Raw genomic sequence first — 25,469 nt, 5'->3', positions numbered from 1 at the left:
GAGCTGTGGGGGTCTGGCTGTACGGGCTGGCTGTGGGGTCGGATTCGATGCCGATGGGCTCCCGCGCCGGTGGAACCGGGCCGAGCCGGACAGAGCTGATCGGGCCCCGCACAGGGGGCGACAGCAGGCCGATGACCCACGGCCCGGCTGAGGGGCGGCGGCGTCAGGCCCACAGGGATCGTAACCAGCCGGCTCGGGCGTTTCTTCCGGGTTGGGAAAACCAGCGTATAGCTCATGCGTTCGAATATCGAGTCTGTCCAGCCAGGAGCACCCGAACGAGTGAAGATCGACTGCGCCCCGCCGACCGGCCCCCACCGGAAAGCCACTGCTGAGCAGGGAGATCGTGGGTAGCGTCACAGTGCCGCGTCCCTCTGCCGGACCAACGAGCGGAACCGGCGCGCGGAAACGCGGCCCACCACAGGAGGTCCCGCCGCGGTGTCCGAAGCGCCGACCCACCCCCCGCCCCCGGCCCCGGCGGCCGTCCGCCCGGCTCTCCGGCCGGTCCGACGGCGACGGCCTCCGGACGCACCGCGACGGCGTCCAGCTCATCGATCCGCGCGCCGCACTGCCGCAGCTGCCGCCGATGGCCTGACGGCGGGCCGCCGGTGCACGATCATGGGCGAGAGGCCACGGCGTACGAGAAGAGGAGCCCGGACATGTCCTACCACGGAGCGGTGAAGGTCGGCGGACCACCGGACGTGCGGGAGCTCGCCCATCTGATGATCACCAAGGTGGCCGTCGGGCCGATGGACAACAACGCCTACCTGCTGCGCTGCCGCGCCACCGACGAGCAGCTGCTGATCGACGCGGCGGCCGACGCGCCGACGCTGCTGGAGACGGTCGGGGAGCGGCTGGCCACCGTGGTCACCACCCACCGCCACGGCGACCACTGGTCGGCCCTGGCGGAGGTGGTCGCCACCACCGGTGCCCGCACCGCCGCCGGGCGCCATGACGCCGAGGGCATCCCGGTCCGCACCGACCTGCCGCTGGACGACGGGGACACCCTGCGGGTCGGCGAGGTGGAGCTGACGGTCCGCCACCTGGTCGGCCACACCCCGGGCGCGATCGTGCTGGTCTACGACGACCCGCAGGGCCACCCGCATGTCTTCACCGGCGACTGCCTCTTCCCCGGCGGCCCGGGACGGACCTCGGGCCCGGCGGACTTCACCTCTCTGCTGGACGGGCTGGAGGCCAAGGTCTTCCCGCTCCCCGACGAGACCTGGATCTACCCCGGCCACGGCAATGACACCACGCTGGGCACCGAGCGCCCCCACCTGCCCGAGTGGCGCGCCCGGGGCTGGTGAGGGCAGCCTGGCGAGGGCAGCGGAGTGCACGTGCGGGGTCCGGCCGCATCTGCTGCGGCCGGACCCCGGGTCACCGCTCGCCCCTCGGCGGGGCGGGCCGGTCAGCGGTGCAGCCGGCCACCCCAGCTCTCCTGGTCGATGGCGTGGCCACGGCCGTCCCGGAGGGTCGCGGTGTCCGCGCGGTCCCAGATGGAGCGGCGCTGGTTGCCGTACACGTCGCGGCCGGTGTCACGGCCGTGGCCGGTGTGCACCCGCACGGACTGGTGTCCGCGCAGCCGCACGCCGCCGAGCCGGAAGGAGTGCCGGTCGCGGTCCGACAGCGTCCAGCCGCGCAGCTCCACGGTGCGGCTGCCGGTGTTGGTGAGGGTGATCCACTCGCGGCTCGGGTTGCCGTCGCGGTGGACCTGGCCCAGCTCGACGACCGCGCGGTGGTGGATGGGGGCGGCGTGGACGGGGCCGGAGTGCCCGACCCCGGGGTGGTGGCCGGGACCGGCCGCCTGGGCGGTGCCGGCGCCGAGCGCGGCGACGACGGCGGTGGCGGCGATGAGCGTGGAGGCGATACGACGTGCGTACATGTATGTCCCCTGGTTTCGATGCGCGGCCCGGGTGCGGCTGCGCCGATGCGACGACCGTATGAGGAGCCGCCGCCCCGGGGCGGCGGCTCCAGGGTCCCTTCCCTCGAAGGAGGGACCCCGGGGGGAGCGGGCATTCGAGCGCCGTACCGGGGATCGACCCGGGGCGGCGGGCCGGGTCAGCGCTCGACGCGCCCGGACGCGGCCTGCCTGCGGGAGGCGATCAGGCTGGTCACCGTGGTGACGACCAGCACACCGCAGATGACGCCCAGCGAGAGCGGGATGCCGATCTCCGGCGCCGGGACCCCCGACTCGTGCAGCGCGTGCAGCACCAGCTTGACCCCGATGAAGCCCAGGATGATCGACAGGCCGTAGGAGAGGTGCACCAGCTTCTTCAGCAGCCCGCCGATCAGGAAGTACAGCTGCCGCAGACCCATCAGCGCGAAGGCGTTGGCGGTGAAGACGATGTACGGGTCCTGGGTGAGGCCGAAGATGGCCGGAATCGAGTCCAGCGCGAACAGGAGGTCGGTGGTGCCGATCGCCACCATCACGATCAGCATCGGCGTCATCAGGCGGCGGCCGTCCTCCCGGACCAGCAGCTTGCTGCCGTGGTACCGGTCGGTGGTGGGGAAGCGCCGCTGCACCGCCCTGAGCAGCCGGTTCCCTTCGAACTCGGCGTCCTCCCGGTGACCGGACCTGGCGTCCTTGACCAGCTTCCAGGCCGTCCAGATCAGAAACGCGCCGAAGATGAAGAACACCCAGGAGAAGCTGGCCAGCACGGCGGCGCCCGCCGCGATGAATCCCGCGCGCAGCACCAGCGCGATGAGCACCCCGACCATCAGCACCCGCTGCTGGTGAATGGGCGGCACCGCGAACTTCGCCATCACCAGGATGAAGACGAAGAGATTGTCCACGCTCAGCGATTTCTCAGTGATGTAACCGGCGAAGAACTCACCGGTCGGCTGCGCCCCGAAGCGCCACCACAGGAAGGCGCCGAAGCCGATCGCCAACACGACCCAGACGGCCGTCCAGATCCCGGCTTCGCGGATGGAGACCTGGTGGGGCTTGCGGCCGCCGATGAAGAAGTCGACGGCGATCAGGGCGCAGAGCGCCACAATGGTGGTGGCCCACATGGCCAGGGAGACGTCCATGAATACCTCCGGCAGATTCGGCGCACGTTCGCGACTGCCGGAGGTCTCTTCCGTCCGCCGTAACCATCGGGCGGACCGGCGACCCCGGGCGGGACCGGCTGCTGCCGGACACCGCCGTGATGACGAGGACGCTGCGGGGGAATACTCCCCTCCGATGGGACCCACACTACCGGGTTGCCAAGGAATGGCAAAGGACATCCCGGTGGAGTGTCCGATGAAAACGTCCCGGTAATGGCGCGGGCGGGCGCTTCAGCCGAGCCGGTGCAGCAGGTCGGGCAGCACGCGATCGCCGGGTGCGGGCAGCAGCGGGGAGTACGTCCACAGGTGCTCGACCCACGGGTCCGCCAGGTAGTCCTGCGGCAGTGGGGCCAGCCGGGTCAGGCCGCGCCAGAAGGACGCCAGCGCCGGCCGGTACTCCCGTGCGTCGGCACGGTCGGCGACCAGCAGCAGATGGACGCCGACGGCCGGGCCCTCCTCGGCGAGGTAGCGCAGCCGACCCACCGTCCGCTCGTCGAAGCCGTACGGGAAGTCGTGCACCAGCAGCAGCCGGTCGGCCGGGTCCACATACGGCGGCAGCGCGTCGGCGGCCCCGCCGCTCAGTGCCATCTGCACCAGGTCGACCCGCCCCACCAGCGCGTCCAGCAGCGCCGTCACCGCCGCCAGGTCGGAGGCAGGCGGACCGGCCAGCAGCCCGGCGCGGACGAAGGGCGCCAGGGCGCCGCCGGCCGTCCCCCCGGGGTCCACGGCGTGCAGCAGCAGATCGCCGGGCCGGTGGCAGGCGAGCAGCCGGGCGGCGAGGGCGGCGGCCACGGCGGCGGCGGCCGCTCGCAGCTCCTCGCGGTCGGTGGGCCGGTCGGCGTCGGGCGTGCCGTAGTCCGGCGAGGCGCCGCTGTCCACCCAGAGGCCGCGGGCCAGCGGCAGCCGGACCAGCATGGGGATGCGCAGCGCGGGGTGCTCGGGCAGGTGGAGATCGCCCAGCCGCACCGCGTACGGCGGCTCCTCGGGGGGCTGCCAGTCGGCCCAGGCCGGGCTCTCCCAGCGGGCCATGGCGGCGGGCAGCGCCTCCTCCACCACCAGGGCCTCGGCCAGCAGCTGACCGCCGTCGCGCTCCAGCACCTCGCGGGCGCGCTGCTCCAGGTCGTCGCGGCGGGCCCGGACCAGCCGCCGGGCGCGCTCGGCCGCCGGGCCGACCCGGGTGGCGGGGTCGGTGAGCAGCGCCTCCAGCTCGGACTCCTGGCGGCTGTCGGCGTACTCCACGGCGGAGCGGTAGGCGGCGGTCGAGCGGGCGGTGTCCTCGAAGACGCCCCAAACCTGGTTGTACAGGCGCTCGTCCATGCTCCGGCCGGGCGCGTCACCGGCGACCGGCGCGGGCGGGCCGCTGGGTGCGGCGGGCGGCGCCGGAGGGGCTGGGGGCGTCGGAGGGACCGGGGGAGCCGCCGGGGGCGCCGGGGCGGGTCTCGGGCCGCTGTCCGGTGGGCCCAGGGCGGCGGCGACGCGCGGGTCGACCGGGCGGTGCGCGGCGGCGCCGGTGTCCGGCTCGGCGGCTGCCACGGCCGCCGCGACCGGGGTGAGCAGTACGGTGCCGGCCTCCGCCGCGCGCGGGGTCCTCGGCTCGGCCCGGTCGGTGCCGGCCGGGGCCGGGTCCGCCGTGAGCAGGGACGCCAGGGCGGCGGCCTCCGGGACGCCATGGTCGCGCAGCAGCGCCTCGGCACCAGCCGCATAGCCCTGGCCGATCGCGCGCACCTTCCAGGCCCCGGCCCGCCGATAGAACTCCAGGGCGACCACGGCGGTCTCCACGGTGAGCCCGGCGAGGGTGAAGGTGGCCGTCTCGGTGCCGTCCGGCGCGGCCACCACGGTGTGCGGCGCGGCGGTGGCGCCGAAGGCGCCGGCACCTGCGGGCAGCACCAGGGCCAGGTAGAGCCGTTCGACCCCGGCAGGCAGCGCCGCCAGGTCGACCGTGAGCCGCTGGCTGGTGGCGGGCCGCCCGGGGGCGGCCACTCCGACCGGCTGCGGTCGCCCGGGGAGGGCGACCCGATCGGCGCCGGGCACCCGGCCGCCGGCGTCCGCGAGCAGCACGGCCGCCGCCAGCGGCCGACCGGCCGAGACCTGGATCTCCAGCCGGGTGTGCGGCAGCGGGTGGTTCTCTCCCCGGACCAGCTCGGCGGTCATGGTGCGCTCTCTTCCCCCCGGCCCGCCGGTTACAGGAACGGAGCGATGGCGGGGAGCATGTCCTGGAAGGTACGGGCCTGCGCCGGGGCGCCGATGGCGGCCATCTGCCAGCCGCCGGAGCCGTCGCGCACCACCTTGGCCATGATCTGGCCGGTGTGCGCGCCGCCGCCGGTCAGCTCGTAGCGGGCCAGCTCCTGGCCGTTGGTCTCGTCGACCAGGCGGCAGTGGGCGTTCTGCACTTCCTGGAAGGTCTGGCCGGTGTAGGAGCTGACGGTGAAGACGATCTGGTTGATGTGCACCGGCACCCGGGGCAGGTCCACCAGGATCGACTCGTCGTCACCACCCGCGCCCACGCCGCCGACCAGGTTGTCGCCGGTGTGGCGCACCGAGCCGTCATTGCTCACCAGGTGCTGGAAGAAGACCACGTCCGAGGGCGTCTTGTCGGCGTAGAGCAGTGCCGAGGCATCCAGGTCGATCTCTCGGGTGCGGGTGCCGAACAGGCCGCGGCGCGGCGCGGCCTTCCAGCCGAGGCCCATCCGCACGACGGTCAGCGATTCACCGCTGGACTTCTGCAGACTGACGCTCTGACCCTTTGCCAGGTTCACCGACACGGTGTTGTCCTCTCTCCCGGTCCGCCCCAGTGCCGTCCCGGCTGAGGCCCCCCTGTGCCGCGGTGTTTCCGCGTGGCGCGTCTGTGGTGCGGGGTGCGCGCTCGGAGGCCGGTCCGCCCCCGCTCCCCCATACCCTAGGGCCATCGGTGCCCGCAGCCACGCAGGCCCTACCCCTTTGTGGCGGCACTGAGACATTCTGCCCCGGCGGGCCACCCGCAGGGGGCGGCCCGCCGGGGAGCGGCAGGTCAGACCATGCCCGCTTCGCGCATCTGGCGCAGTTCCTTCTTGAGCTCGCCCATCTCGTCGCGCAGCCGGGCGGCAACCTCGAACTGCAACTCGGCGGCGGCGGTGTGCATCTGGTCGGTGAGGTCCTGGATCAGCTCGGCCAGCTCGGCGGCGGGCAGCTTCCTGGCGTCGCGCCCGTCCGTGCCGCCCCGGCCCAGCGCGGGGACCGGCGCCTTGGTCTTGCCCGCGCCCCGGTAACCGGTGCTCAGCAGCTCGGCGGTGTCGACGTCCTCCCGGGCGATGGTGTCCAGGATGTCGCCGATCTTCTTCCGCAGCGGCTGCGGGTCGATGCCGTGCTCGCGGTTGTACGCGATCTGCTTCTCCCGGCGCCGGTTGGTCTCGTCGATGGCCTTCTCCATCGCCGGGGTGATCCGGTCCGCGTACATGTGGACCTGGCCGGAGACGTTTCGCGCGGCGCGGCCGATGGTCTGGATCAGCGAGGTGCCGGAGCGCAGGAAGCCCTCCTTGTCGGCGTCCAGGATGGCGACCAGCGACACCTCGGGCAGGTCCAGGCCCTCGCGCAGCAGGTTGATGCCGACCAGCACGTCGTACACGCCGGCCCGCAGCTCGCGCAGCAGCTCCACCCGGCGCAGGGTGTCGACGTCGCTGTGCAGGTACCGGACCCGGATGCCCAGCTCCAGCATGTAGTCGGTGAGGTCCTCGGCCATCTTCTTGGTGAGCGTGGTGATCAGGACGCGCTCGTCCTTCTCGGTGCGGGTGCGCACCTCGTGCACCAGGTCGTCGATCTGGCCCTGGGTGGGCTTGACGATCACCTCGGGGTCGATCAGACCGGTCGGCCGGATGATCTGCTCGACCTGGCCGTCACCCCGGGACAGCTCATAGGGGCCGGGGGTGGCGGAGAGGTAGACGGTCTGGCCGATCCGGCCGAGGAACTCCTCCCACTTCAGCGGCCGGTTGTCCATCGCGGAGGGCAGCCGGAAGCCGTGCTCCACCAGGGTGCGCTTGCGGGAGGCGTCGCCCTCGTACATGGCGCCGATCTGCGGGACGGTGACATGCGACTCGTCGATGACCAGGAGGAAGTCCTCCGGGAAGTAGTCCAGCAGGGTGTTGGGCGCGGTGCCGGGGGCCCGGCCGTCGATGAACCGGGAGTAGTTCTCGATGCCGGAGCAGGTGCCGATCTGGCGCATCATCTCGATGTCGTAGGTGGTGCGCATCCGCAGCCGCTGGGCCTCCAGCAGCTTGCCCTGCTTCTCCATCCGCTCCAGGGTCTGCGCCAGCTCCACCTCGATCTCCCCGATGGCGCGCTCCATGCGCTCCGGCCCGGCCACATAGTGGGAGGCGGGGAAGACGTACAGCTCCTGGTCCTCGGAGACGATCTCGCCGGTGAGCGGGTGCAGGGTGTACAGGGCCTCGATCTCGTCGCCGAACATCTCGATCCGGACGGCCAGCTCCTCGTACACCGGGAAGATCTCCACGGTGTCGCCGCGCACCCGGAAGGTGCCACGGGTGAAGGCCACGTCGTTGCGGGTGTACTGGATGTCGACGAAGCGGCGCAGCAGGGCGTCCCGGTCGATCTCCTCACCGATCTTCAGCGGGACCATCCGGTCGACGTACTCCTGGGGGGTGCCCAGGCCGTAGATGCAGGAGACGGAGGCCACCACGATCACATCGCGGCGGGTGAGCAGCGAGTTGGTCGCGGAGTGGCGCAGCCGCTCGACCTCCTCGTTGATCGAGGAGTCCTTCTCGATGTAGGTGTCCGTCTGCGGGACGTACGCCTCGGGCTGGTAGTAGTCGTAGTACGAGACGAAGTACTCGACGGCGTTGTTGGGCAGCAGTTCGCGGAACTCGTTGGCCAGCTGGGCGGCGAGGGTCTTGTTGGGTGCCATCACCAGGGTCGGGCGCTGGAGGCGCTCGATCATCCAGGCGGTGGTGGCGGACTTGCCGGTGCCGGTCGCGCCGAGCAGCACGACGTCCTTCTCGCCCGCGCGGACGCGGCGCTCCAGGTCCGCGATGGCCGCCGGCTGGTCGCCGTTGGGCTGGTAGGGGCTGACGACCTCGAAGGGCGCCACACTTCGCTTGATATCCGTGGTGGGTCGCACGACATCCACCGTACGACCCACCACTGACAATCGGGCCACCACCGACAATGGGGACCGGGTTCAGCCGCCGCCGGGGGCGACCCGGGCGCTGTCGCGGGCCAGCGAGACCAGGCGGGAGACGGCCCGCAGGTACTTCTTGCGGTAGCCGCCGCGCAGCATCTCGGCGCCGAAAATCTCGTCGAAGGGGGTGCCGGAGGCGACCACCGGCAGCTCCCGGTCGTACATCCGGTCGGTGAGCACCACCAGGCGCAGCGCGGTGTTCTGGTCGGGCACCGGGTGGACGCCGCGCAGGAAGACCGCCTCGACGCCGTCCAGCAGCGCGCCGTAGCGGCTGGGGTGGACGGTGGCGAGGTGGGCCAGCAGGTCGGAGAAGTCGTCCAGCACGGCGCCGGGGGTGCGGTCGGCGGCCTCGGTGACGGCGGCGTCCGCGTACGGGGGCGGGGCGGCGGGCAGCCCGCGGTGGCGGTAGTCCTCGCCGTCGATGCGCAGCGGGCGGAAGTGCGCGGACAGGCCCTGTATCTCGCGCAGGAAGTCGGCGGCGGCGAAGCGGCCCTCGCCGAGCCGGTCGGGCAGCGTGTTGGAGGTGGCGGCGAGCTTCACGCCGTGCTGCACCAGCCGGCCGAGCAGGGTGGAGACCAGCACGGTGTCGCCGGGGTCGTCGAGTTCGAACTCGTCGATGCAGAGCAGCCGGTGCCCGGAGAGCGCCTGCACCGCCTGCTGGAAGCCGAGCGCGCCGACCAGGTTGGTCAGCTCCACGAAGGTGCCGAACGCCTTGGGGCCGGGTGCGGCGTGCCAGAGCGAGGCCAGCAGGTGGGTCTTGCCGACGCCGTAGCCGCCGTCCAGGTAGATCCCGGCCGGGCCGGTGTCCGGCTCGGCGCGGCGGAACCAGCGGCGGCGCCCGCCGCCGACCGCGCCGTTCAGGGTGGCGGCGAAGTCGGCCAGCACCCGTACCGCCTCGCGCTGGCTCGGCTGGTCGGGGTCGGGGAGGTAGGAGTCGAAGCTGACATCGCCGAAGCGCGGCGGCGGGACCATCTCGGCCACCAGGCGGTCGGCGGGCACGACGGGGTGGCGTGCGCAGAGGCTGGCGGGGCGGGGGTTCGGAGCGGCAGGCACGGTATTACAGCGTACGTGGCGTGGCAGACTGCCCGGCATGCGCCGTCTCCTGCCCGCCGATCCCGCCGCTGCCGCCCCTGACCTGGACACGCTGGCGGGTCTGGCCGCCGCCTACGCCTATCCCGAGACGGCGGGCGGCGGGACCGGCCGGCCGTGGGTGCGGGCCAACATGGTGGCCGGGCTGGACGGAGCGGCCTGGTGGGACGGCCACTCGGAGGGCCTGTCCGGCGCCGCCGACAAGCGGATCTTCGGGGTGCTGCGGGCGCTGGCGGACGTGGTGCTGGTCGGCGCGGAGACGGTGCGGGCCGAGGGGTACCGCCCGGCGCGGGCCCGGGAGGCGTTCGCCGCCGCCCGGACGGCGCGCGGGCAGGGTCCGGCGCCGGTGATCGCGGTGGTCTCCCGGAGCCTGGAGCTGGACCTGACAGCGCCGCTGTTCACTGCCCCGCTGGTGCCCACCGTGCTGATCACCACCGCGAGCGCCCCGGCCGGGGCGCGGCGGGCCGCCGCCGGGGTCGCGGAGGTGGTGGTGGCCGGGGAGGAGCGGGTCGACATGGCGGCGGCGGTACGGGCGCTGGCCGACCGGGGCTGGACCCGGCTGCTGACCGAGGGCGGCCCCCGGCTGCTGGCGCAGCTGGCGGCGGCCGGGCAGCTGGACGAACTGTGCCTGTCGCTGGCGCCGCTGGTCACCGCCGGGGATGCCCCCCGCATCCTGAACGGCCCGGCGCTGGCGGCGGCGCAGCGGATGCGGCTGGACTCGCTGCTGGAGGAGGACGGCTTCCTCTTCGCCCGCTACAGCAGGCCGCTGTGACGGGCCGGCGGTGCCGGGCGGCGGTGTGCCGGGCGGCCGACTGCCCCGGGGGGCCGGTGTGATCATCGCAACGCCCTGGTCCGCCGCCCTCCAGAGTGCGGAGCGCCCGGGAGGGGCAGTATGCCGAAGGGGCGGTATGCCGAAGGGGCAGTATGGAGGACAGGCAGGGACCGGGGGCCTGGGAGAAGAAGGGACTCACGTGTTCACGACCGTATTGATGATCGAGAAGGCGCTCTCGGAAGGCGATATCGACCTGGTCACCACCCTCCACGGTGAGGAGAAGGTCTCCTTCGTCGTGCTGATGCAGCCGCGCGGCCGGCAGGACGAGCTGCTGCGCGCCCTGGACGATGTGGCGCTCGGCCAGCTGGAGGAGGCGGTGCACGAGCGCGAGGCGGACGGCGGCTCCGCCGGCACCACCGCCGACCAGGCCCTGGAGCACACCCTGGAGCGGCTGCACGCCGCCGGGTCGGAGGCCGTGGGGCACGTGGTGGCCGACAATCCGCTGGGCATCCTGCGCACCGTGGTGGAGGACACCGGGGCCGACGAGGTCATCGTGCTCACCTCGCCGCACTTCGTCGAGGAGTTCTTCCACCGCGACTGGGCCTCCCGGGCCCGCCACAAGGTCGGGGTGCCGGTGCTGAAGCTCTTCGCGCACGACTCCTGAGGCCGCCCCGCCGGGAGCGGCGGTCGCGGCGCGCCCCGCCGCCGGTGGTGCAGAATCGTCCTTGCGCCCCCGGCCCTCCGCCGCCGTACGCCGCGCAGCACGAAACAGCCCACCACCCCCCGGAGATCCCCCGTGAGCGACGCCCCGACCGACCTGCACGCCCCGCACTTCATCGGCATCGGCGGCGCGGGCATGTCCGGCCTGGCGAAGATCCTGACGCTGCGCGGCGCCGAGGTCTCCGGCAGCGACTCCCGGGAGTCGGCCACGGTCGCGGCGCTGCGGGCGATGGGTGCCCGGGTCGCGGTCGGCCACGCCGCCGAGCACCTGCCCGCTGGGGCGAGCTGCGCCGTGGTCTCCAGCGCGATCCGCCCGGACAACCCGGAGCTGGTCGCGGCCCGCGAGCGCGGCCTGCCGGTGGTGCACCGGGCCGACGCGCTCGCCGCGCTGATGGACGGCCGCCGGGCCATCGCGGTGGCCGGCACCCACGGCAAGACCACCACCACCAGCATGCTCGCGGTCGCCCTCGGCAGCCTGGGCCTCGACCCCTCGTACGCCATCGGCGGCGACCTGGACGAGCCCGGCAGCAACGCGCACCACGGCAGCGGCCCGATCTTCGTGGCGGAGGCGGACGAGAGCGACCGCAGCTTCCACAAGTACGCGCCCGAGGTGGCGATCGTGCTCAATGTGGAGCTGGACCACCACGCCAACTACGCCTCCATCGAGGAGATCCACCAGTCCTTCGAGACCTTCGTCGGCCGGATCACCCCCGGCGGCACCCTGGTCGTCTCCGCCGACCACCCCGGCGCCCGCGAGCTGACCGCCCGGGTCCGCGACCGCGCCGACCTGCGGATCGTCACCGTCGGTGAGTCGCCCGACGCCTCGCTGCGCATCCTGTCGGTACGGCCGCGCGGGATGTCCAGCGAGGTCACCGTGGCGCTGAGCTCGCAGGACGGGGCGGCGCGGGACACGCTCACCTTCACCGTCTCGGTGCCCGGCCGCCACTACGCCCACAACGCCGTCTCCGCGCTCGCCGCAGGCGCCGCGCTGGGCGTGCCGGCCGCCGAGCTGGCCACCGCGCTCGGCACGTACACCGGTGTACGCCGCCGGCTCCAGCTCAAGGGGGCGGCCGCCGGTGTCCAGGTGATCGACTCCTATGCCCACCACCCGACCGAGATCGCCGCCGACCTGGACGCGATCCGGGAGAACGCGGCCGGCGGCCGGGTGCTGGTGGTCTTCCAGCCGCACCTGTTCAGCCGCACCCAGCAGCTCGGCACCGAGATGGGCCAGGCACTGGCGGCGGCCGACGCCGCCCTGGTCCTGGACATCTACCCGGCTCGCGAGGACCCGATCCCCGGCGTGACCAGCGACGTCATCATCGAGGCCGCCCGCGGCCACGGCGGCGACGCGACCGCCGTGGCCGCCATGTCCGAGGTGCCGGACGCCATCGCGGCGCTGGCCCGGGACGGCGACCTGGTGCTCACCATGGGGGCGGGCGACGTCACGGCGCTGGGTCCGGAAATCCTGGCCCGCCTCTCCGGCGTTGAGGCGAGTGCCTGACCGCCTCGACCCCGACGCAGCGCAGTACCGAACGGAGCACACCATGGGCCAGCAGACCGGCGACTACCCCGTCGCCAAGACCGAAGCCGAGTGGCGCGAGCAGCTCACCCCCGAGGAGTACCACGTGCTCCGCGAGGCGGGCACCGAGCGGCCGGGCGTCGGGGAGTACACCGACACCAAGACCGTCGGCGTCTACTCCTGCCGCGCCTGCGGCGCCGAACTGTTCACCTCCGACACCAAGTTCGAGAGCCACTGCGGCTGGCCGAGCTTCTACGACGCCCGCGACTCCGACGCGGTGGAGCTGCTGGAGGACCGCTCCTTCGGCACCGTACGCACCGAGGTGCGCTGCGCCCGCTGCGGCTCCCACCTGGGCCATGTCTTCGAGGGAGAGGGCTACCCCACCCCCACCGACCAGCGGTACTGCATCAACAGCATCTCGCTGCGGCTCCGGCCGGAGGGCGCGTAGCGGCGCCTGCGGCGGGCCGCCCCACCTCGGACCCAGCCCTGCCCAACCTCAAATCCAGCCCTGCCCAAGCTCAAATCCAGCCCTGCCCAAGCTCAAATCCAGCCCTGCCCAAGCTCAAATCCAGCTCTGAGAACGGCGCCGTCCGGTTGGCCCGCGCCCCCCGGGGATGGATCCTGGACACCGGCCGGGCGCGGGGGGCCCGGCCGACCCACTTCCCCGAGCGCGCTGCGGCGCGCCCGGGGCGGTCACAGTTCGATATCGCGCACCGGATCGGCATTGGCCCCGGCGCGGCCACGGCTTACAACAAGCCCATGTGGTTGATCATCCTGCTGGCCGCCTGCTCGGTCACCGTCCTGTCCTGCCTGCACCTGATCCGGATCGTGGCCGCCGCCGGAACCCTGGCCGGGCAGAACGCCCCCGCGCCGGGCGCGCGCCCCGGCATCGGCCTGTACGAGACCGCGTACCTGGCCGGCGGCCCGGAGCGGGTGGTGGACCTGGCGATGGTGCTGATGGCGGGCGAGCACCGGCTGCACCCCGCGCACACCGGCTGGACCACGGTGGTCGACCCGCAGGGCCGGAACGAGGTGGAGCGGGCCCTGATCGCCGCGATCGGCCCGGAGGGCCAGTGCCGTACCGATGAGCTGCGCCAGGCCCTGGTGCGCGACGAGGCCGTGCGGGGCATCGGCGGCCGGCTGGCGCTGGCCGGGCTGGCGACCCGCTCGTCGGTGCGCGGCGCTGCGGTGGCCGCGATCCGCCGGGTGCGGCGGGCGCTGCTGCTGACCGGGGCGCTGGCGGGCGTCTGCCTGGCCTTCGGCCGGCATGCCGCCGGGCACGCGCCGGTGGTGCTCGCCTGGTTCTCGCTGCCGCTGGTGCTGGGCGCCGGGACGCTGCTGATGGCCCGGATGGACGCCGGGCAGTACACCCGGTGGGCGACCCCGGCCGGGCAGCAGGTGCTGCGCACCGTACGGGTGCCGCAGCGGCGCGGGGAGCCGGGCGACCGGCCCGCCGCGGAGCAGCTGACGGCGGTGGCGGTCAGCGGCCCGGCGGCCGTACGCGATCCGCTGCTGCGGGCCGCCCTGCGGGCCCCGCGCCGCTGACCGGCGCGGGGCACGCAGGGCGCTGCGGGTCAGACCAGACCGGTCAGCAGCTCGGCGACCGACTTGCGGCGGCCGGTGTAGAACGGCACCTCCTCGCGGACGTGCAGCCGGGCGCGGGAGCCGCGCAGATGGCGCATCAGGTCCACGATCCGGTGCAGCTCGTCGGCCTCGAAGGCGAGGACCCACTCGTAGTCGCCCAGGGCGAAGGAGGCCACGGTGTTGGCCCGCACGTCCGGGTAGCCGCGCGCCATCATGCCGTGCTCGGCGAGCATCTGGCGGCGCTCCTCGTCCGGGATCAGGTACCAGTCGTACGAGCGGATGAACGGGTACACGCAGACGTAGTCGCGCGGGTTCTCGTCGGCCAGGAACGCCGGGAGGTGCGACTTGTTGAACTCGGCCGGGCGGTGCAGCGCCATGTTCGACCAGACCGGCTCCAGCGAGCGGCCCAGGCCGGTGCGGCGGAAGCGGTTGTAGGCGTCCTGGAGCGCGTCAGGGGACTCGGCGTGCCACCAGACCATCACATCGGCGTCGGCGCGCAGCCCGGAGACGTCATAGGTGCCGCGCACCACCACGTCCTTCTCGGCCAGCTGCGCGAAGAGCTCGTCGACCTCGGCCGCGAACGCGGACCGGTCCTCCGGCAGTGCGTGCTTGAGCCGGAAGACCGACCACATGGTGTAGCGGATGACCTGGTTGAGGTCGCGGGCCTTCTTCTTCACGGGCTGGGTGCTCTCGGTCATGCCCCTCATTGTCCTTTCCGTTCCCGGTACCCGGTCGACCGGGTCCCTGCTGCGGTCAGCGTGGTCGCGACCGCGTCCGCCGCCTGCCGGGCGCTCGCGATGCAGGCGGGGATGCCCACCCCGTCGTAGGCCGCGCCGCACAGCGCCAGCGTGCCGTGCTCCGCGACCCGCTCGCGAATCCTGCGGACCCGGTCCAGGTGCCCCACGGGGTACTGCGGCAACCCGCTCTCCCAGCGGGTCACCTCGGTGGCGTACGGCACCGCCCGCAGCCCGGCCGCCGCGCGCAGGTCGGCCAGCGAGCGGGCCACCAGCTCCTCGTCCGGCAGCCCCAGGACCGCCGTCTCGCCCTGCCGGCCGACGGAGGTGCGCAGCACGAACCGGTCCGGGGCGGCGTCGGCCAGCCAGCCCCACTTGCTGCTGGAGAAGGTGGACGCCTTGATGGTCCGCCCGTCCACCGGCGGCACCAGGAAGCCGCTGCCGGGCAGCGGCTCCGGCAGGTCGGCCCGGTGGAACGCCATGGTCACCAGCGCCATGCCCGCGTACTCGACCGCCGCCAGCTCGGCCGCCGCGACGGGCAGCTCGGCGGCCAGCAGCCGGGCCGCCGCCGGGGCGGGCACCGCCAGCACCACCGCGTCGGCGGTCAGCTCGTGCTCGCCCGCCGCGTCGGCGGCGACCAGCCGCCAGCCCGCCGGGGTGCGGCGCAGCGCCCGGACCTCGGTGCCGGTGCGCAGCTCGACGCCGGCCGCGCCGGCCGCGTCGGCGACGGCGGCGGGCAGCCGGCCGAGGCCGCCCCGGATGCCCTGGAAGACCGGCTCCGGCCGGGCGGGTGCGGCGGCGGCCGTGCGCCGCTGGAGGGCCTGGACGCCCTCGATCAGGGAGCGGCCGCCCTGAGCGACGGGCAGCAGCTGCGGGACGGCGGCGCGCAGCGAGATCCGGTCGGCGTGGCCCGCGTACACGCCGCCGAGCAGCGGCTCCACCAGCCGGTCGACCACCTCGCGGCCGACCCGGGCGGCGACCCAGTCACCGATGGAGACGTCGGCGCCGACCTCGGTGCGGGGCAGCTCCAGGTCCTGCCGGACCCGGTCCAGGCCCTCGGGGGAGAGCACTCCGGACGCGGCCAGCGCGGCCAGGTCGCCGGGCACGCCCATCACATGGCCGGTGGGCATCGGGCGCAGCGCGCCCCGGGTCCAGATGGCGGCCTTGGCGGTCGCCGGGGGTTCCAGCAGCCCGGCCAGCCCGACGTCACGGGCCAGCGCCACCGCCTCCGGCCGCCGGGCCAGCATCGACTCGGCGCCCAGGTCGACCGCGATCCCGCCGACCTGGCCGCCGCGCAGCTTGCCGCCGAACCGCCCGGACGCCTCCAGTACGGTCACCCGGGCCGGTACACCGCCTTGGCCGGCGGCTCCGCTGAGGAACGCCGCCGCGGCGAGACCGGCGATGCCCCCGCCGACCACCACGACATGCGGCGGCCCGCCCTTCCCTCGCGCCTGGGCGTCGATGCTGCGGGACGGGGCTGCGGTTCGGTCCATGCCTCCACTCTCGCAGACGCCCCGGCGCGGTCCGGAGGGCCCCGGGGCGGGTGGCCACGGGGTGCGGCCGTCATCGGCGGTTGCCCCGAACGTGACCGATCCGCGATGCGGGAACGGGAACCCGCCCGGTCCGGTACGGGTCCAACAGACCGTGCCGCCGCGTTACGCGGGACACGACAAAGTCCGGGCAGCTGACGAAGGGGGACTGAGGATGCGGGGCAGAGCGACGACGGTGGCGGGGGGCCTGCTGCTGGCGGCGGTGGCGCTGCTGGGCAGCGGGTGCAGCGCCGGGGCGGACAGCACGAGCGCGCCCGCCGCCGACCGGGCGGCGGTGGGCGCGGCGAAGGACCGGGCGGCTCCGCTCGCCCCGCCGAGCGCCGGGGCGGGGACGGGAGCGGGGACGGCGACGGGCAGCCCGGTGGCGGCGCAGCGGTCCATCGCCTACTCGGCCGAGCTGCGGATCGAGGCCAAGGACGTGTCGGCGGTGCTGGCGCAGCTGCACAGCCTGGCCACGGACGCGGGCGGCTATGTCAGCGGCGAGACGATGGACGGCGCGGTCGGCACCGGACCGGACGAGTCCGGTGAGTCGGGCGGCGGGAGGACGTGGGTCGAGGGGGACGTCAGCGGGTACCAGGCCGGTGCGCAGCTGGTGGTGAAGGTGCCGTCCGCCGCCTTCGACCGGACGCTGGACGGCTTCGGCAGGCTGGGCAAGGTGCTGGCGCTGCACCGCAAGGCCGAGGATGTCACCGATCAGGTCGTCGACGTCCAGAGCCGGGTCAAGACGCAGCGCGCCAGCGTGGACCGGGTCCGCAAGCTGATGGACCAGGCGGAGACGATCACCGAGGTGGTCAGCCTGGAGAGCGAGCTGAGCCACCGGGAGGCCGACCTGGAGTCGCTGGAGCAGCAGTTGCAGCAGCTGGCGTCGCAGACCTCGCTCTCCACCATCACGGTCCAGGTGCAGTCCGCTGCCGCCCCGGCGCCCGTGCCGCCCCGGGCCGGAGGTGCCGAGAGCTTCGGCACGGCGGTGGCGGACGCGCTGGCGGGGGGCTGGCACGCGCTGTACGCGACCGTGCGGGTGCTGCTGGTGGTGCTGGCGGCGGTCGCCCCGTTCGCGGTGGTGCTGGTGCCCGCCGGGTGGCTGGCGCTGCGGGTGGCGCGGCGGCGGCGGGAGCGGGAATCGGCCGGGCCGGTGGCGGCCCGACCGGAGCAGGCCCGACCGCAGCAGGCCCGACCGCAGCAGACGGAGCCGGAGCAGCAGCGGGAGCCGGTGGCGCAGGCCGCCCGGTCGGAGGAGTGACACCGACCGCCCGCCGCGCCGGTGCGGGCGCGGCGGGCGGTCGGAACGGCGGTGGTCAGCGGGCGGTCGCCTCGTGGACGTACTCCACCAGCCGGGTCAGCGCGTCGGGGTCGGTGCTGGGCAGCACGCCATGGCCGAGGTTGAAGATGTGGCCGGTGTCACCCACCGCGCGGGCCGCGTCCAGCACCTCGCCGGCCTTGGCGCGCACCGCCTCGGTGGGGGCGAACAGCACCGCCGGGTCAAGGTTGCCCTGGAGGGCCTTGCCGGGGCCGACCCGGCGGGCGGCCTCGTCCAGCCGGACCCGCCAGTCGACGCCGACCACGTCGGCGCCGACCTCGCCCATCAGGCCGAGCAGCTCACCGGTGCCCACGCCGAAGTGGATGCGCGGCACGCCGTACCCGGCGACGGCGTCGAAGACCTTGCGGCTGGCGGGCATGACCGAGCGGCGGTAGTCGGCGGGGGCCAGGGCGCCCACCCAGGAGTCGAAGAGCTGGACGGCGGAGGCGCCGGCCTCGATCTGCACCGCGAGGAAGGCGGCGGTGATGTCGGCCAGCCGGTCGAGCAGCGCGGCCCACAGCTCGGGCTCGCCGTACATCATGGCCTTGGTGCGCTCGTGGTTCTTGGACGGACCGCCCTCCACCAGATAGCTGGCCAGGGTGAACGGCGCTCCGGCGAAGCCGATCAGCGGGGTGCCGCCCAGCTCCGCGACCAGCAGGCCGATCGCCTCGGTGACGTACGAGACGTCGCCGGGCTCCAGCGGGCGCAGCCGCTCCAGGTCGGCGCGGCTGCGGATCGGGTCGGCCACCACCGGGCCCACGCCGGGCTTGATGTCCAGGTCCAGGCCGATCGCCTTCAGCGGCACCACGATGTCGCTGAAGTAGATGGCCGCGTCGACCCGGTGCCTGCGCACCGGCTGGAGGGTGATCTCCTTGACCAGCTCGGGCCGCATGCACGACTCCAGCATCGGGATGCCCTCGCGGACCTTGAGGTATTCGGGGAGTGAGCGGCCCGCCTGGCGCATGAACCAGACCGGCGTGTGCGGCACCGGCTCGCGCCGGCAGGCCCGCAGGAACGCCGAGTCGTGCGCGGCGCCGCGCCGCTCGGTGGGCTGCCGTCCGGTGGTGCCGGCGGGCGTCGGTACGGGGTTCGCTGCGCTTGTGTCACTCACGGGTGAAATCTTCGCACGCTGAGGCAACGCGGCCGCAACGCGCTTGGCAGCGGGCCGGTCCCGGGTGCCGGGCGCCCCCGCTGCGGGGGCGTTTCCCTGGGCCGAGCGCCGCGCCGCGCCGACGCCATTGCGCGCATCCGCGCGCCCGCCCCCCTACGCTTCGGCTCATGGCAGCGGTCAGCGGAAATCCCGCACATGGTGGCGGCGCGGGCGAGGACGCCGTGCCCGCCGCGTTCCGCGGCGCCGTCGAGGCGCTGACCGCCGCCCGGCTGCGGCCGGAGGTGCGGATCGGCACCGCTCCGGCGCCGCGCCGCCTCGCCCCGTACGCGTACGCGCTGACCGCCTCGGTGGAGGTGGACGGCGAGGAGCTCGCCGACGGCCGGCTGGTGCTGCTGCACGACCCGGCCGGGCACGAGGCGTGGCAGGGCGACTTCCGGTTGGTGACGCTGGCCCGCGCCGAGCTGGAGCCGGAGATGGCCGGTGATCCGCTGCTGTCCGAGGTGGGCTGGGCCTGGCTGCTGGACTCGCTCCAGGCGCATGCCGCCGGGCACACCGAGGCGGGCGGCACCGTGACCCGCTGCCACTCGCAGTACTTCGGCGCCCTGGCGGAACGTGCCTCCAGCACCGAGATCGAGCTGCGCGCCTCCTGGACGCCGGCCGACGGGCGCTTTGAGCGGCATCTGGCGGCCTGGTGCGACCTGCTCTGCATCTGCGCCGGGCTGCCGCCGGTCGCACCGGCGCACGGGCCGCTGCCGGACGCGCCGTCGCTCGGCGGGGTGGTTCCCATGCCGGCGCGCCGGCGTCCGCGCTCCCGCTGAGCGCCCCCTCCCACGCCCGTTCACGGTCGCTGAAGATCACAAATCTGACCACTCGCGATCGAACTTGCGCGCTTCATGGCAGCACCAGACCGATCTAGTGCACGATTTGTCCATATTGCCACTCACTAAATCGTGATCTTTCGCTAAAGCCGGGCACGGTTGCTGCCGAAGCTGTCAGTGACCCTTTCCGCAAGCGGAATCCCGACCGCCCCACCGGGGTTCCGTCCGCCACTCCCCTATTCAGGAGGCCTGGTGTCGGTCCTTCTCGATCACCCCGCAAACCTGGTCGCCTACCGCCCGACAAAGCCCACCGCCATGGTGGTCGTGGCGGACCCGCGCGTCCGCAACACGGTCACCCGGCATCTGTGGGCGCTGGGCGTGCGCGACGTCATCGAGGCATCCTCCATCGCCGAAGCCCGGCCACGGGTCAGCACTCCCCGTGACATCTGTGTGGCCGATGTGCACCTCCCGGACGGCTCCGGGCTGACCATCCTCGCCGAGACCCGGGCCGCGGGCTGGCCCAACGGTCTGGCGCTCTCCGCCGCCGACGACATCGGCGCGGTGCGCAGCGCCCTGGCCGGAGGCGTCAAGGGCTACGTCGTCACCGGCACCCGTGGCTCCATCGGCATGCCGGGCCGCCCCGGGATGCCGCTGGGCGCCGCCGGGATGGCCGGCCGGATGCGCCGCCCCGGGATGCCCGGCACCCCCGGCGCCCCGGCCGCCCCCGGCACCCCCGGTGTCCAGCCCACCACCTACCGGGAGCTCTCCGGCCGGGAGGTGGAGGTGCTGCGGCTGGTCGCCGAGGGCCAGTCCAACAAGGCGATCGGCGTCGCCATGGGCCTGTCCGCCCTGACCGTCAAGAGCCACCTGGCCCGGATCGCCCGCAAGCTGGGCACCGGCGACCGGGCGGGCATGGTCGCGGTGGCCCTGCGCACCGGCATCATCCACTGACGACCCCTTCCACCACCCGACCGGAGGAACGTTTCCCTCCTTCTTGCCAGGCCGCCCGTCCGCGCCCCCGCCCGGGGCCGCGGGCGGGCGGCCCTCCCCCTCCCCGTAACCGGGCACCGGCCCTCGCCAGCCGCTTGCCGATCCCCGGTCGTACACCCCGGCGTACCCTTGGGGGGTGACCGACGCCCCAGAGACCATCGCCGTAGACGTGACCCCGGAGCCGGTCCCCCTGCTGGAGCCGCGGGAGGGCATCCCGCCGGTCGTGACCGACGCCGAGGCGCTCGCCGCGGTGGTCGCCGCCTTCGCCTCGGGCGAGGGACCGGTCGCGGTGGATGCCGAGCGCGCCTCCGGCTACCGGTACGGGCAGCGGGCTTACCTGATCCAGCTGCGCCGCGCCGGGGCGGGGACCGCCCTCATCGATCCGATCGCCTGTCCCGACCTCACCGCACTGGGGGACGCGCTCGCCGACGCCGAGTGGGTGGTGCACGCCGCCACCCAGGATCTGCCCTGCCTCTCCGAGGTGGGCATGCGGCCCACCCGGCTCTTCGACACCGAGCTGGCCGGCCGGATCGCCGGCTTCCCCCGGGTCGGCCTGGGCCCGATGACCGAGAACGTGCTCGGTTACACCCTGGCCAAGGAGCATTCGGCGGTGGACTGGTCCACCCGCCCGCTGCCCGAGCCCTGGCTGCGCTACGCGGCCCTGGATGTCGAGGTGCTGGTCGAGCTGCGTGACGCACTCGAACAGGAGCTGGGCAGCCAGGGCAAGCTCGCCTGGGCGCTCGAGGAGTTCGCCGCGATCGTCGCCGCACCGCGTCCGGCGCCCCGGGTCGACCCCTGGCGCCGCACCTCCGGGCTGCACAAGGTGCGCCGCCGCCGCCAGCTGGCCGCCGTGCGGGAGCTGTGGCTGCTGCGTGACCGGCTGGCCAGGGAGCGCGACGTCTCCCCCGGCCGGGTGCTCTCGGACGCCGCGATCGTGGCCGCCGCACTCGCCATGCCCACCACCCCGCAGGCGCTCCAGACCGTGCAGGGCTTCGGCCCCCGGATGCACCGCCGCCAGCTCGACCAGTGGCTGGGCGCGCTGGACCGGGCCCGGGTGATCCCCGAGTCGCAGCTGCCGCCGGCCACCGCACCGCACGACGGCCCGCCGCCGCCGCGCGCCTGGGCCGACAAGGACCCGGTGGCGGCGGCCCGGCTCTCCGGCGCCAGGGCCGCGGTCTCGGCGCTGGCCGAGGCGCACAACCTGCCCGCCGAGAACCTGATCACGCCGGATCTGGTGCGCCGGGTCAGCTGGGAGCCGCCCGCCGACGCCACCGCCGAGGCGGTCGCCGCCGCGCTGCGCGGGCGCGGCGCCCGCAGCTGGCAGGTGGAGCTGGTCGCACCCGCGCTGGCCACCGCGTTCGCCGCGGCCGAGGCCGCCGTCTGAACCCGTACCGGCCCGTACTGCCCGATGGCCCGCCGCTCTCCCGACCCGGAGGCGGCGGGCCATCGGCCTGTGCGGCGGCAGTGGCGCGCGCCACACCCGACGCGCGGAGGGGAGGCCGCTATGGGCAACCTAGTTACCAGCGAGTAGCATGACAGATGAGCGCCCAGTGCCGTGTGTGGGCAGGCGCCGTCCCGTGACGTGTCGGGCTCCAGATTCATTGGGACCTGGCCAGATTCATTGGGACCTGGCCAGATTCATTGGAACCTGGGAGGAGAGCCACCGTGCCTCGTACCGTGAGGGACGTCGTCTTCGTCGACGGCGTCCGCACCCCGTTCGGCAAGGCGGGCCCGAAGGGCATCTACCACGAGACCCGGGCGGACGACCTGGTCGTCAAGTGCATTCGGGAGCTCATCCGCCGGAACCCCGACCTGCCCGTCGAGCGGATCGACGAGGTCGCCGTCGCGGCCACCACCCAGATCGGCGACCAGGGCCTGACCATCGGCCGCACCGCCGCGCTGCTGTCCGGGCTGCCCGAGTCGGTCCCCGGTTACGCCATCGACCGGATGTGCGCCGGTGCGATGACCGCCGTCACCACCACCGCCGGCGGCATCGCCTTCGGCGCGTACGACGTGGTGGTCGCGGGCGGCGTGGAGCACATGGGACGCCACCCGATGGGCGAGGGGGTGGACCCCAACCCGCGCTTCGTCTCGGAGAAGCTGGTCGACGAGTCGGCCCTCTTCATGGGCATGACCGCCGAGAACCTGCACGACCGGTTCCCGCACCTCACCAAGGAGCGCTGCGACGCCTACGCGGTCGCCTCCCAGGAGAAGGCCGCCAAGGCGTACGCCAACGGAAAGATCCAGCCTGACCTGGTACCGGTCGCGGTGCGGCGCACCCAGCCCGTCGAGGGCGCGGGAGCCGCGGCCGGCGAGACCGGCTGGGGCCTGGCCACCGCCGACGAGCCGATGCGGCCGGGCACCACCCTGGAGAACCTGGCCGGGCTGAAGACCCCGTTCCGCCCCCACGGCCGGATCACGGCGGGCAACTCGGCCGGCCTCAACGACGGCGCCACCGCCGCGCTGCTGGCCGCCGAGGACGTCGCGGTCGAGCTGGGGCTGCCGGTGCGGATGCGGCTGGTCTCGTACGCCTTCGCGGGCGTCGAGCCCGAGATGATGGGCGTCGGCCCGGTGCCGGCCACCGAGAAGGCGCTGGCCAAGGCCGGTCTGTCGATCTCCGACATCGGCGCCTTCGAGATCAATGAGGCGTTCGCCGTCCAGGTGCTGGCCTTCCTGGACCACTACGGCATCGCGGATGACGACGAGCGCGTCAACCCGTACGGCGGGGCCATCGCTTTCGGCCACCCGCTGGCCTCCTCCGGCGTGCGCCTGATGAGCCAGCTGGCGCGCCGCTTCGAGGAGCGCCCCGACGTCCGCTACGGCCTGACCACCATGTGCATCGGCTTCGGCATGGGCGGGACCGTCGTCTGGGAGAACCCGAACTTCGAGGGGGCGAAGTGACCACCACCACCACCGAGCTGCTGCGGCGCGCCGCCGAGCTCTTCCCGGACGAGGTGGTCACCACGGCCCACGTCCGCCACCTCGACCTGCCCGGACGGGCCGGCCGGTTCGCCCTGATCACGCTGGACAACGGCTTGGACCACACCAAGCCGACCACCTTCGGCCCGAGCAGCCTGGCCAGGCTGTCCGAGGCGCTGGACCAGGTCGAGCGGGAGGCCGCCGCCGGGGAGATCGCCGCCGTCGGCGTCACCGGCAAGCCGTTCATCTTCGCGGTCGGCGCCGACCTCAAGGGCGTCGAGGTGCTCAAGGAGCGCAGCGACGCGGTGGCCATCGGCAGGAGCGGCCACGACGTCTTCAAGCGGATCGCCGCACTGCCGGTGCCCAGCTTCGCCTTCTACAACGGCGCGGCGATGGGCGGCGGCGTGGAGATCGGCCTGCACTGCACCTATCGGACGGTCTCCTCCGGCGTCCCGGCGTTCTCGCTGCCGGAGTGCTTCCTCGGCCTGGTGCCGGGCTGGGGCGGCTGTACGCTGCTGCCCAACCTGATCGGGCCGCAGCGCGCCGTCCAGGTGATCATCGAGAACTCGCTCAGCCAGAACCGGCAGCTCAAGGGCGCACAGGTCCATGAGCTGGGCATCGCGGACGCCCTCTTCGAGCCCGCCGACTTCCTGGAGCAGTCGCTGCGCTGGGCCGCCTCGGTGCTCTCCGGTGAGATCGTCGTACGGCGCCCGGAGATCGACCGGGGCGACTCCTGGGACCAGGCGGTGGCGCACGGCCGCTTCGTGGCCGACTCCAAGGTGCACGGCGCCGCCCCGGCACCGTACCGGGCGCTGGAGATCATCGCCGCCGCCAAGGACGGCGACCCGCAGCGCGGCTTCGACGCCGAGGACCAGGCGCTGGCCGACCTGATCATGAGCGGTGAGCTGCGGGCCGGCCTGTACGCCTTCAACCTGGTGCAGAAGCGCGCCAAGCGGCCGGCCGGCGCGCCGGACCGCTCGCTGGCCCGCCCGGTCACCAAGGTCGGCGTGGTCGGCGCCGGGCTGATGGCCTCCCAGCTCGCGCTGCTGTTCACCCGGCGGCTTGAGGTGCCGGTGGTGCTCACCGACATCGACCAGGAGCGGATCGACAAGGGCGTGGGCTACGTCCACGGCGAGATCGACAAGCTGCTGGACAAGGGCCGGATCGGGCAGGACAAGGCCAACCGGCTCAAGGCGCTGGTCACCGGCTCGCTGGACAAGGCCGCCGCCTTCGGTGACGCGGACTTCGTGATCGAGGCCGTGTTCGAGGAGATGGGCGTCAAGCAGGACGTCTTCGCCGAGCTGGAGGCCGTGGTCTCCCCCAGCGCGATCCTCGCCACCAACACCTCCTCGCTCTCGGTGACCGAGATGGCCTCCAAGCTCCAGCACCCGGAGCGGGTCGTGGGCTTCCACTTCTTCAACCCGGTGGCCGTGCTGCCGCTGCTGGAGATCGTCCGGGGCGAGCGGACCGACGAAGCCTCGCTGGCCACGGCCTTTGCCACCGCCAAGAAGCTGAAGAAGTCGGCGGTGCTGGTCAAGGACGCCCCGGCGTTCGTGGTCAACCGGGTGCTCACCCGCTTCCTGGGCACGGTCCTCGGCACCATCGACGAGGGCACCCCGATCGAGGTCGCGGACCGCGCCCTGGAGCCGCTCGGCCTGCCGATGTCCCCGATCGTGCTGCTGGAACTGGTCGGCCCGGCCGTCGCCCACCATGTGGCCGGCACCCTGCACGCGGCCTACCCCGACCGCTTCGGCGTCTCGGAGAACCTGGGCCGCCTGGTCAAGGCCGGGAAGCGCGGCATCTACAGCTGGGCCACCGGCAGCCAGCAGGTCGATCCGGAGGTCGCGGAGCTGTTCGAGACCGGTTCCACCGTCCTCACCGAGCAGCAGGTCCGCGACCGGGCGCTGGACGCCATCGCGGAGGAGATCCACCTCATGCTGGAGGAGGGCGTGGTCGCGGAGGCGCAGGACGTCGACCTCTGCCTGATCACCGGCGCGGGCTGGCCGTTCCACCTGGGCGGCATCACGCCGTACCTGGACCGCGAGGGCGTCTCCCAGCGGGTGAACGGCAAGCCGTTCCTGGCCCAGGGCGTCGCCAGCGTGCCCGCCTGACGGCCCGGCTGCCCGTCCGGTGCCCGGTACCCGCGCTGCGGTG

At 73.8% G+C, this 25,469-nt stretch carries 21 protein-coding genes; 12 read left to right on the top strand and 9 right to left on the bottom strand.

The annotated features are described in order from the left end of the window. The first annotated feature begins 656 nt into the window (after positions 1 to 656). On the top strand, positions 657 to 1,304 hold the full coding sequence (locus tag ACIQGZ_RS24930; protein WP_402605623.1) for an MBL fold metallo-hydrolase: 648 nt from the start codon (positions 657 to 659) through the stop codon (positions 1,302 to 1,304). A gap of 101 nt (positions 1,305 to 1,405) precedes the next feature. On the opposite strand, the gene ACIQGZ_RS24925 is transcribed toward ACIQGZ_RS24930, so the two are convergent. From ACIQGZ_RS24925 to zapE, 6 genes are all read right to left on the bottom strand, one after another. Further along, positions 1,406 to 1,879 (bottom strand): lamin tail domain-containing protein, encoded by a 474-nt coding sequence (locus ACIQGZ_RS24925; RefSeq protein ID WP_402605620.1) that lies wholly within the window; start codon positions 1,877 to 1,879, stop codon positions 1,406 to 1,408. Between the two features lie 176 nt (positions 1,880 to 2,055). Beyond that, entirely contained in the window at positions 2,056 to 3,027 is a 972-nt protein-coding gene (locus tag ACIQGZ_RS24920; RefSeq protein ID WP_402605618.1) for a TerC family protein, read from the bottom strand. 249 nt (positions 3,028 to 3,276) lie between these two features. Next, complete coding sequence (locus ACIQGZ_RS24915; RefSeq protein ID WP_402605616.1) at positions 3,277 to 5,196, bottom strand: TerD family protein; 1,920 nt, start codon at positions 5,194 to 5,196, stop codon at positions 3,277 to 3,279. A 29-nt stretch (positions 5,197 to 5,225) separates the two neighbouring features. Next, positions 5,226 to 5,807: a TerD family protein gene (locus tag ACIQGZ_RS24910; protein WP_402605614.1), complete on the bottom strand. Its 582-nt coding sequence runs from the start codon at positions 5,805 to 5,807 to the stop codon at positions 5,226 to 5,228. Positions 5,808 to 6,052: 245 nt separating this feature from the next. Next, complete coding sequence (uvrB, locus tag ACIQGZ_RS24905) at positions 6,053 to 8,152, bottom strand: excinuclease ABC subunit UvrB (RefSeq protein ID WP_402605612.1); 2,100 nt, start codon at positions 8,150 to 8,152, stop codon at positions 6,053 to 6,055. 60 nt (positions 8,153 to 8,212) lie between these two features. Further along, positions 8,213 to 9,304: a cell division protein ZapE gene (gene zapE / locus ACIQGZ_RS24900; RefSeq protein ID WP_402605610.1), complete on the bottom strand. Its 1,092-nt coding sequence runs from the start codon at positions 9,302 to 9,304 to the stop codon at positions 8,213 to 8,215. On the opposite strand from zapE, the gene ACIQGZ_RS24895 reads away from it, so the two are divergent. The 5 genes from ACIQGZ_RS24895 (at position 9,303) to ACIQGZ_RS24875 (ending at position 13,857) form a co-directional block, all read left to right on the top strand. Continuing rightward, a complete protein-coding gene (locus ACIQGZ_RS24895; RefSeq protein ID WP_402605608.1) occupies positions 9,303 to 10,073 on the top strand; it encodes a dihydrofolate reductase family protein in 771 nt (256 codons plus the stop codon). The genes zapE and ACIQGZ_RS24895 overlap by 2 nt on opposite strands. A gap of 217 nt (positions 10,074 to 10,290) precedes the next feature. Next, complete coding sequence (locus ACIQGZ_RS24890) at positions 10,291 to 10,737, top strand: indole-3-glycerol phosphate synthase (protein WP_402605773.1); 447 nt, start codon at positions 10,291 to 10,293, stop codon at positions 10,735 to 10,737. 192 nt (positions 10,738 to 10,929) lie between these two features. Next, a complete protein-coding gene (murC, locus tag ACIQGZ_RS24885; protein ID WP_402605770.1) occupies positions 10,930 to 12,294 on the top strand; it encodes a UDP-N-acetylmuramate--L-alanine ligase in 1,365 nt (454 codons plus the stop codon). A 43-nt stretch (positions 12,295 to 12,337) separates the two neighbouring features. Then, the gene (gene msrB, locus ACIQGZ_RS24880) at positions 12,338 to 12,760 is read left to right on the top strand and encodes a peptide-methionine (R)-S-oxide reductase MsrB (RefSeq protein ID WP_402605606.1); all 423 of its coding nucleotides are present in this window, start codon (positions 12,338 to 12,340) and stop codon (positions 12,758 to 12,760) included. A gap of 311 nt (positions 12,761 to 13,071) precedes the next feature. Then, positions 13,072 to 13,857, top strand: a complete 786-nt coding sequence (locus ACIQGZ_RS24875; RefSeq protein WP_402605604.1) for a TIGR04222 domain-containing membrane protein — start codon at positions 13,072 to 13,074, stop codon at positions 13,855 to 13,857. Positions 13,858 to 13,886: 29 nt separating this feature from the next. Here ACIQGZ_RS24875 and hemQ read toward each other — a convergent pair whose 3' ends face one another. Together hemQ and hemG are read right to left on the bottom strand one after the other, a co-directional pair. Then, positions 13,887 to 14,594 (bottom strand): hydrogen peroxide-dependent heme synthase, encoded by a 708-nt coding sequence (hemQ, locus tag ACIQGZ_RS24870; RefSeq protein WP_402605602.1) that lies wholly within the window; start codon positions 14,592 to 14,594, stop codon positions 13,887 to 13,889. A gap of 5 nt (positions 14,595 to 14,599) precedes the next feature. Continuing rightward, on the bottom strand, positions 14,600 to 16,123 hold the full coding sequence (hemG, locus tag ACIQGZ_RS24865) for a protoporphyrinogen oxidase (RefSeq protein ID WP_402605599.1): 1,524 nt from the start codon (positions 16,121 to 16,123) through the stop codon (positions 14,600 to 14,602). 211 nt (positions 16,124 to 16,334) lie between these two features. On the opposite strand from hemG, the gene ACIQGZ_RS24860 reads away from it, so the two are divergent. Next, the gene (locus tag ACIQGZ_RS24860) at positions 16,335 to 17,420 is read left to right on the top strand and encodes a DUF4349 domain-containing protein (RefSeq protein WP_402605597.1); all 1,086 of its coding nucleotides are present in this window, start codon (positions 16,335 to 16,337) and stop codon (positions 17,418 to 17,420) included. 55 nt (positions 17,421 to 17,475) lie between these two features. Here the strand turns inward: ACIQGZ_RS24860 and hemE are convergent, their stop codons facing one another. Then, the gene (gene hemE / locus ACIQGZ_RS24855; protein ID WP_402605768.1) at positions 17,476 to 18,489 is read right to left on the bottom strand and encodes a uroporphyrinogen decarboxylase; all 1,014 of its coding nucleotides are present in this window, start codon (positions 18,487 to 18,489) and stop codon (positions 17,476 to 17,478) included. Between the two features lie 266 nt (positions 18,490 to 18,755). Between hemE and ACIQGZ_RS24850 the strand changes: the two genes are divergently transcribed. The 5 genes from ACIQGZ_RS24850 to ACIQGZ_RS24830 all read left to right on the top strand — a co-directional run bounded on the left by ACIQGZ_RS24850 (position 18,756) and on the right by ACIQGZ_RS24830 (position 25,426). Next, complete coding sequence (locus tag ACIQGZ_RS24850) at positions 18,756 to 19,406, top strand: DUF3000 domain-containing protein (RefSeq protein ID WP_402605595.1); 651 nt, start codon at positions 18,756 to 18,758, stop codon at positions 19,404 to 19,406. Positions 19,407 to 19,658: 252 nt separating this feature from the next. After that, positions 19,659 to 20,357 carry a LuxR C-terminal-related transcriptional regulator gene (locus ACIQGZ_RS24845; protein WP_402605592.1) on the top strand — a complete coding sequence of 233 codons (699 nt, stop codon included), beginning with the start codon at positions 19,659 to 19,661 and terminating at the stop codon, positions 20,355 to 20,357. A gap of 175 nt (positions 20,358 to 20,532) precedes the next feature. Next, entirely contained in the window at positions 20,533 to 21,780 is a 1,248-nt protein-coding gene (locus tag ACIQGZ_RS24840; RefSeq protein WP_402605589.1) for an HRDC domain-containing protein, read from the top strand. Between the two features lie 281 nt (positions 21,781 to 22,061). Further along, positions 22,062 to 23,297: a thiolase family protein gene (locus tag ACIQGZ_RS24835; RefSeq protein WP_402605587.1), complete on the top strand. Its 1,236-nt coding sequence runs from the start codon at positions 22,062 to 22,064 to the stop codon at positions 23,295 to 23,297. Then, positions 23,294 to 25,426 (top strand): 3-hydroxyacyl-CoA dehydrogenase NAD-binding domain-containing protein, encoded by a 2,133-nt coding sequence (locus ACIQGZ_RS24830; RefSeq protein ID WP_402605584.1) that lies wholly within the window; start codon positions 23,294 to 23,296, stop codon positions 25,424 to 25,426. The genes ACIQGZ_RS24835 and ACIQGZ_RS24830 overlap by 4 nt, the downstream gene beginning before the upstream one ends. The last annotated feature ends 43 nt before the right edge of the window (positions 25,427 to 25,469 follow it).

Source organism: Streptomyces sp. NPDC092296, assembly GCF_044755465.1.
Taxonomy (GTDB): Bacteria; Actinomycetota; Actinomycetes; order Streptomycetales; family Streptomycetaceae; genus Peterkaempfera.
Note: the sequence above shows the minus strand (reverse complement) of the source record. Positions and strands in the feature narration are given on the sequence as shown.

Bases quoted from the DNA above. Each gene is read 5' to 3' on its own strand.
- ACIQGZ_RS24930 (WP_402605623.1), top strand. From the start codon at position 657: ATGTCCTACCACGGAGCGGTGAAGGTCGGCGGACCACCGGACGTGCGG.
- ACIQGZ_RS24925 (WP_402605620.1), bottom strand. From the start codon at position 1,879: ATGTACGCACGTCGTATCGCCTCCACGCTCATCGCCGCCACCGCCGTC.
- ACIQGZ_RS24920 (WP_402605618.1), bottom strand. From the start codon at position 3,027: ATGGACGTCTCCCTGGCCATGTGGGCCACCACCATTGTGGCGCTCTGC.
- ACIQGZ_RS24915 (WP_402605616.1), bottom strand. From the start codon at position 5,196: ATGACCGCCGAGCTGGTCCGGGGAGAGAACCACCCGCTGCCGCACACC.
- ACIQGZ_RS24895 (WP_402605608.1), top strand. From the start codon at position 9,303: ATGCGCCGTCTCCTGCCCGCCGATCCCGCCGCTGCCGCCCCTGACCTG.
- zapE (WP_402605610.1), bottom strand. From the start codon at position 9,304: ATGCCGGGCAGTCTGCCACGCCACGTACGCTGTAATACCGTGCCTGCC.
- ACIQGZ_RS24890 (WP_402605773.1), top strand. From the start codon at position 10,291: ATGATCGAGAAGGCGCTCTCGGAAGGCGATATCGACCTGGTCACCACC.
- murC (WP_402605770.1), top strand. From the start codon at position 10,930: ATGTCCGGCCTGGCGAAGATCCTGACGCTGCGCGGCGCCGAGGTCTCC.
- msrB (WP_402605606.1), top strand. From the start codon at position 12,338: ATGGGCCAGCAGACCGGCGACTACCCCGTCGCCAAGACCGAAGCCGAG.
- ACIQGZ_RS24875 (WP_402605604.1), top strand. From the start codon at position 13,072: ATGTGGTTGATCATCCTGCTGGCCGCCTGCTCGGTCACCGTCCTGTCC.
- hemQ (WP_402605602.1), bottom strand. From the start codon at position 14,594: ATGACCGAGAGCACCCAGCCCGTGAAGAAGAAGGCCCGCGACCTCAAC.
- hemG (WP_402605599.1), bottom strand. From the start codon at position 16,123: ATGGACCGAACCGCAGCCCCGTCCCGCAGCATCGACGCCCAGGCGCGA.
- ACIQGZ_RS24860 (WP_402605597.1), top strand. From the start codon at position 16,335: ATGCGGGGCAGAGCGACGACGGTGGCGGGGGGCCTGCTGCTGGCGGCG.
- ACIQGZ_RS24850 (WP_402605595.1), top strand. From the start codon at position 18,756: ATGGCAGCGGTCAGCGGAAATCCCGCACATGGTGGCGGCGCGGGCGAG.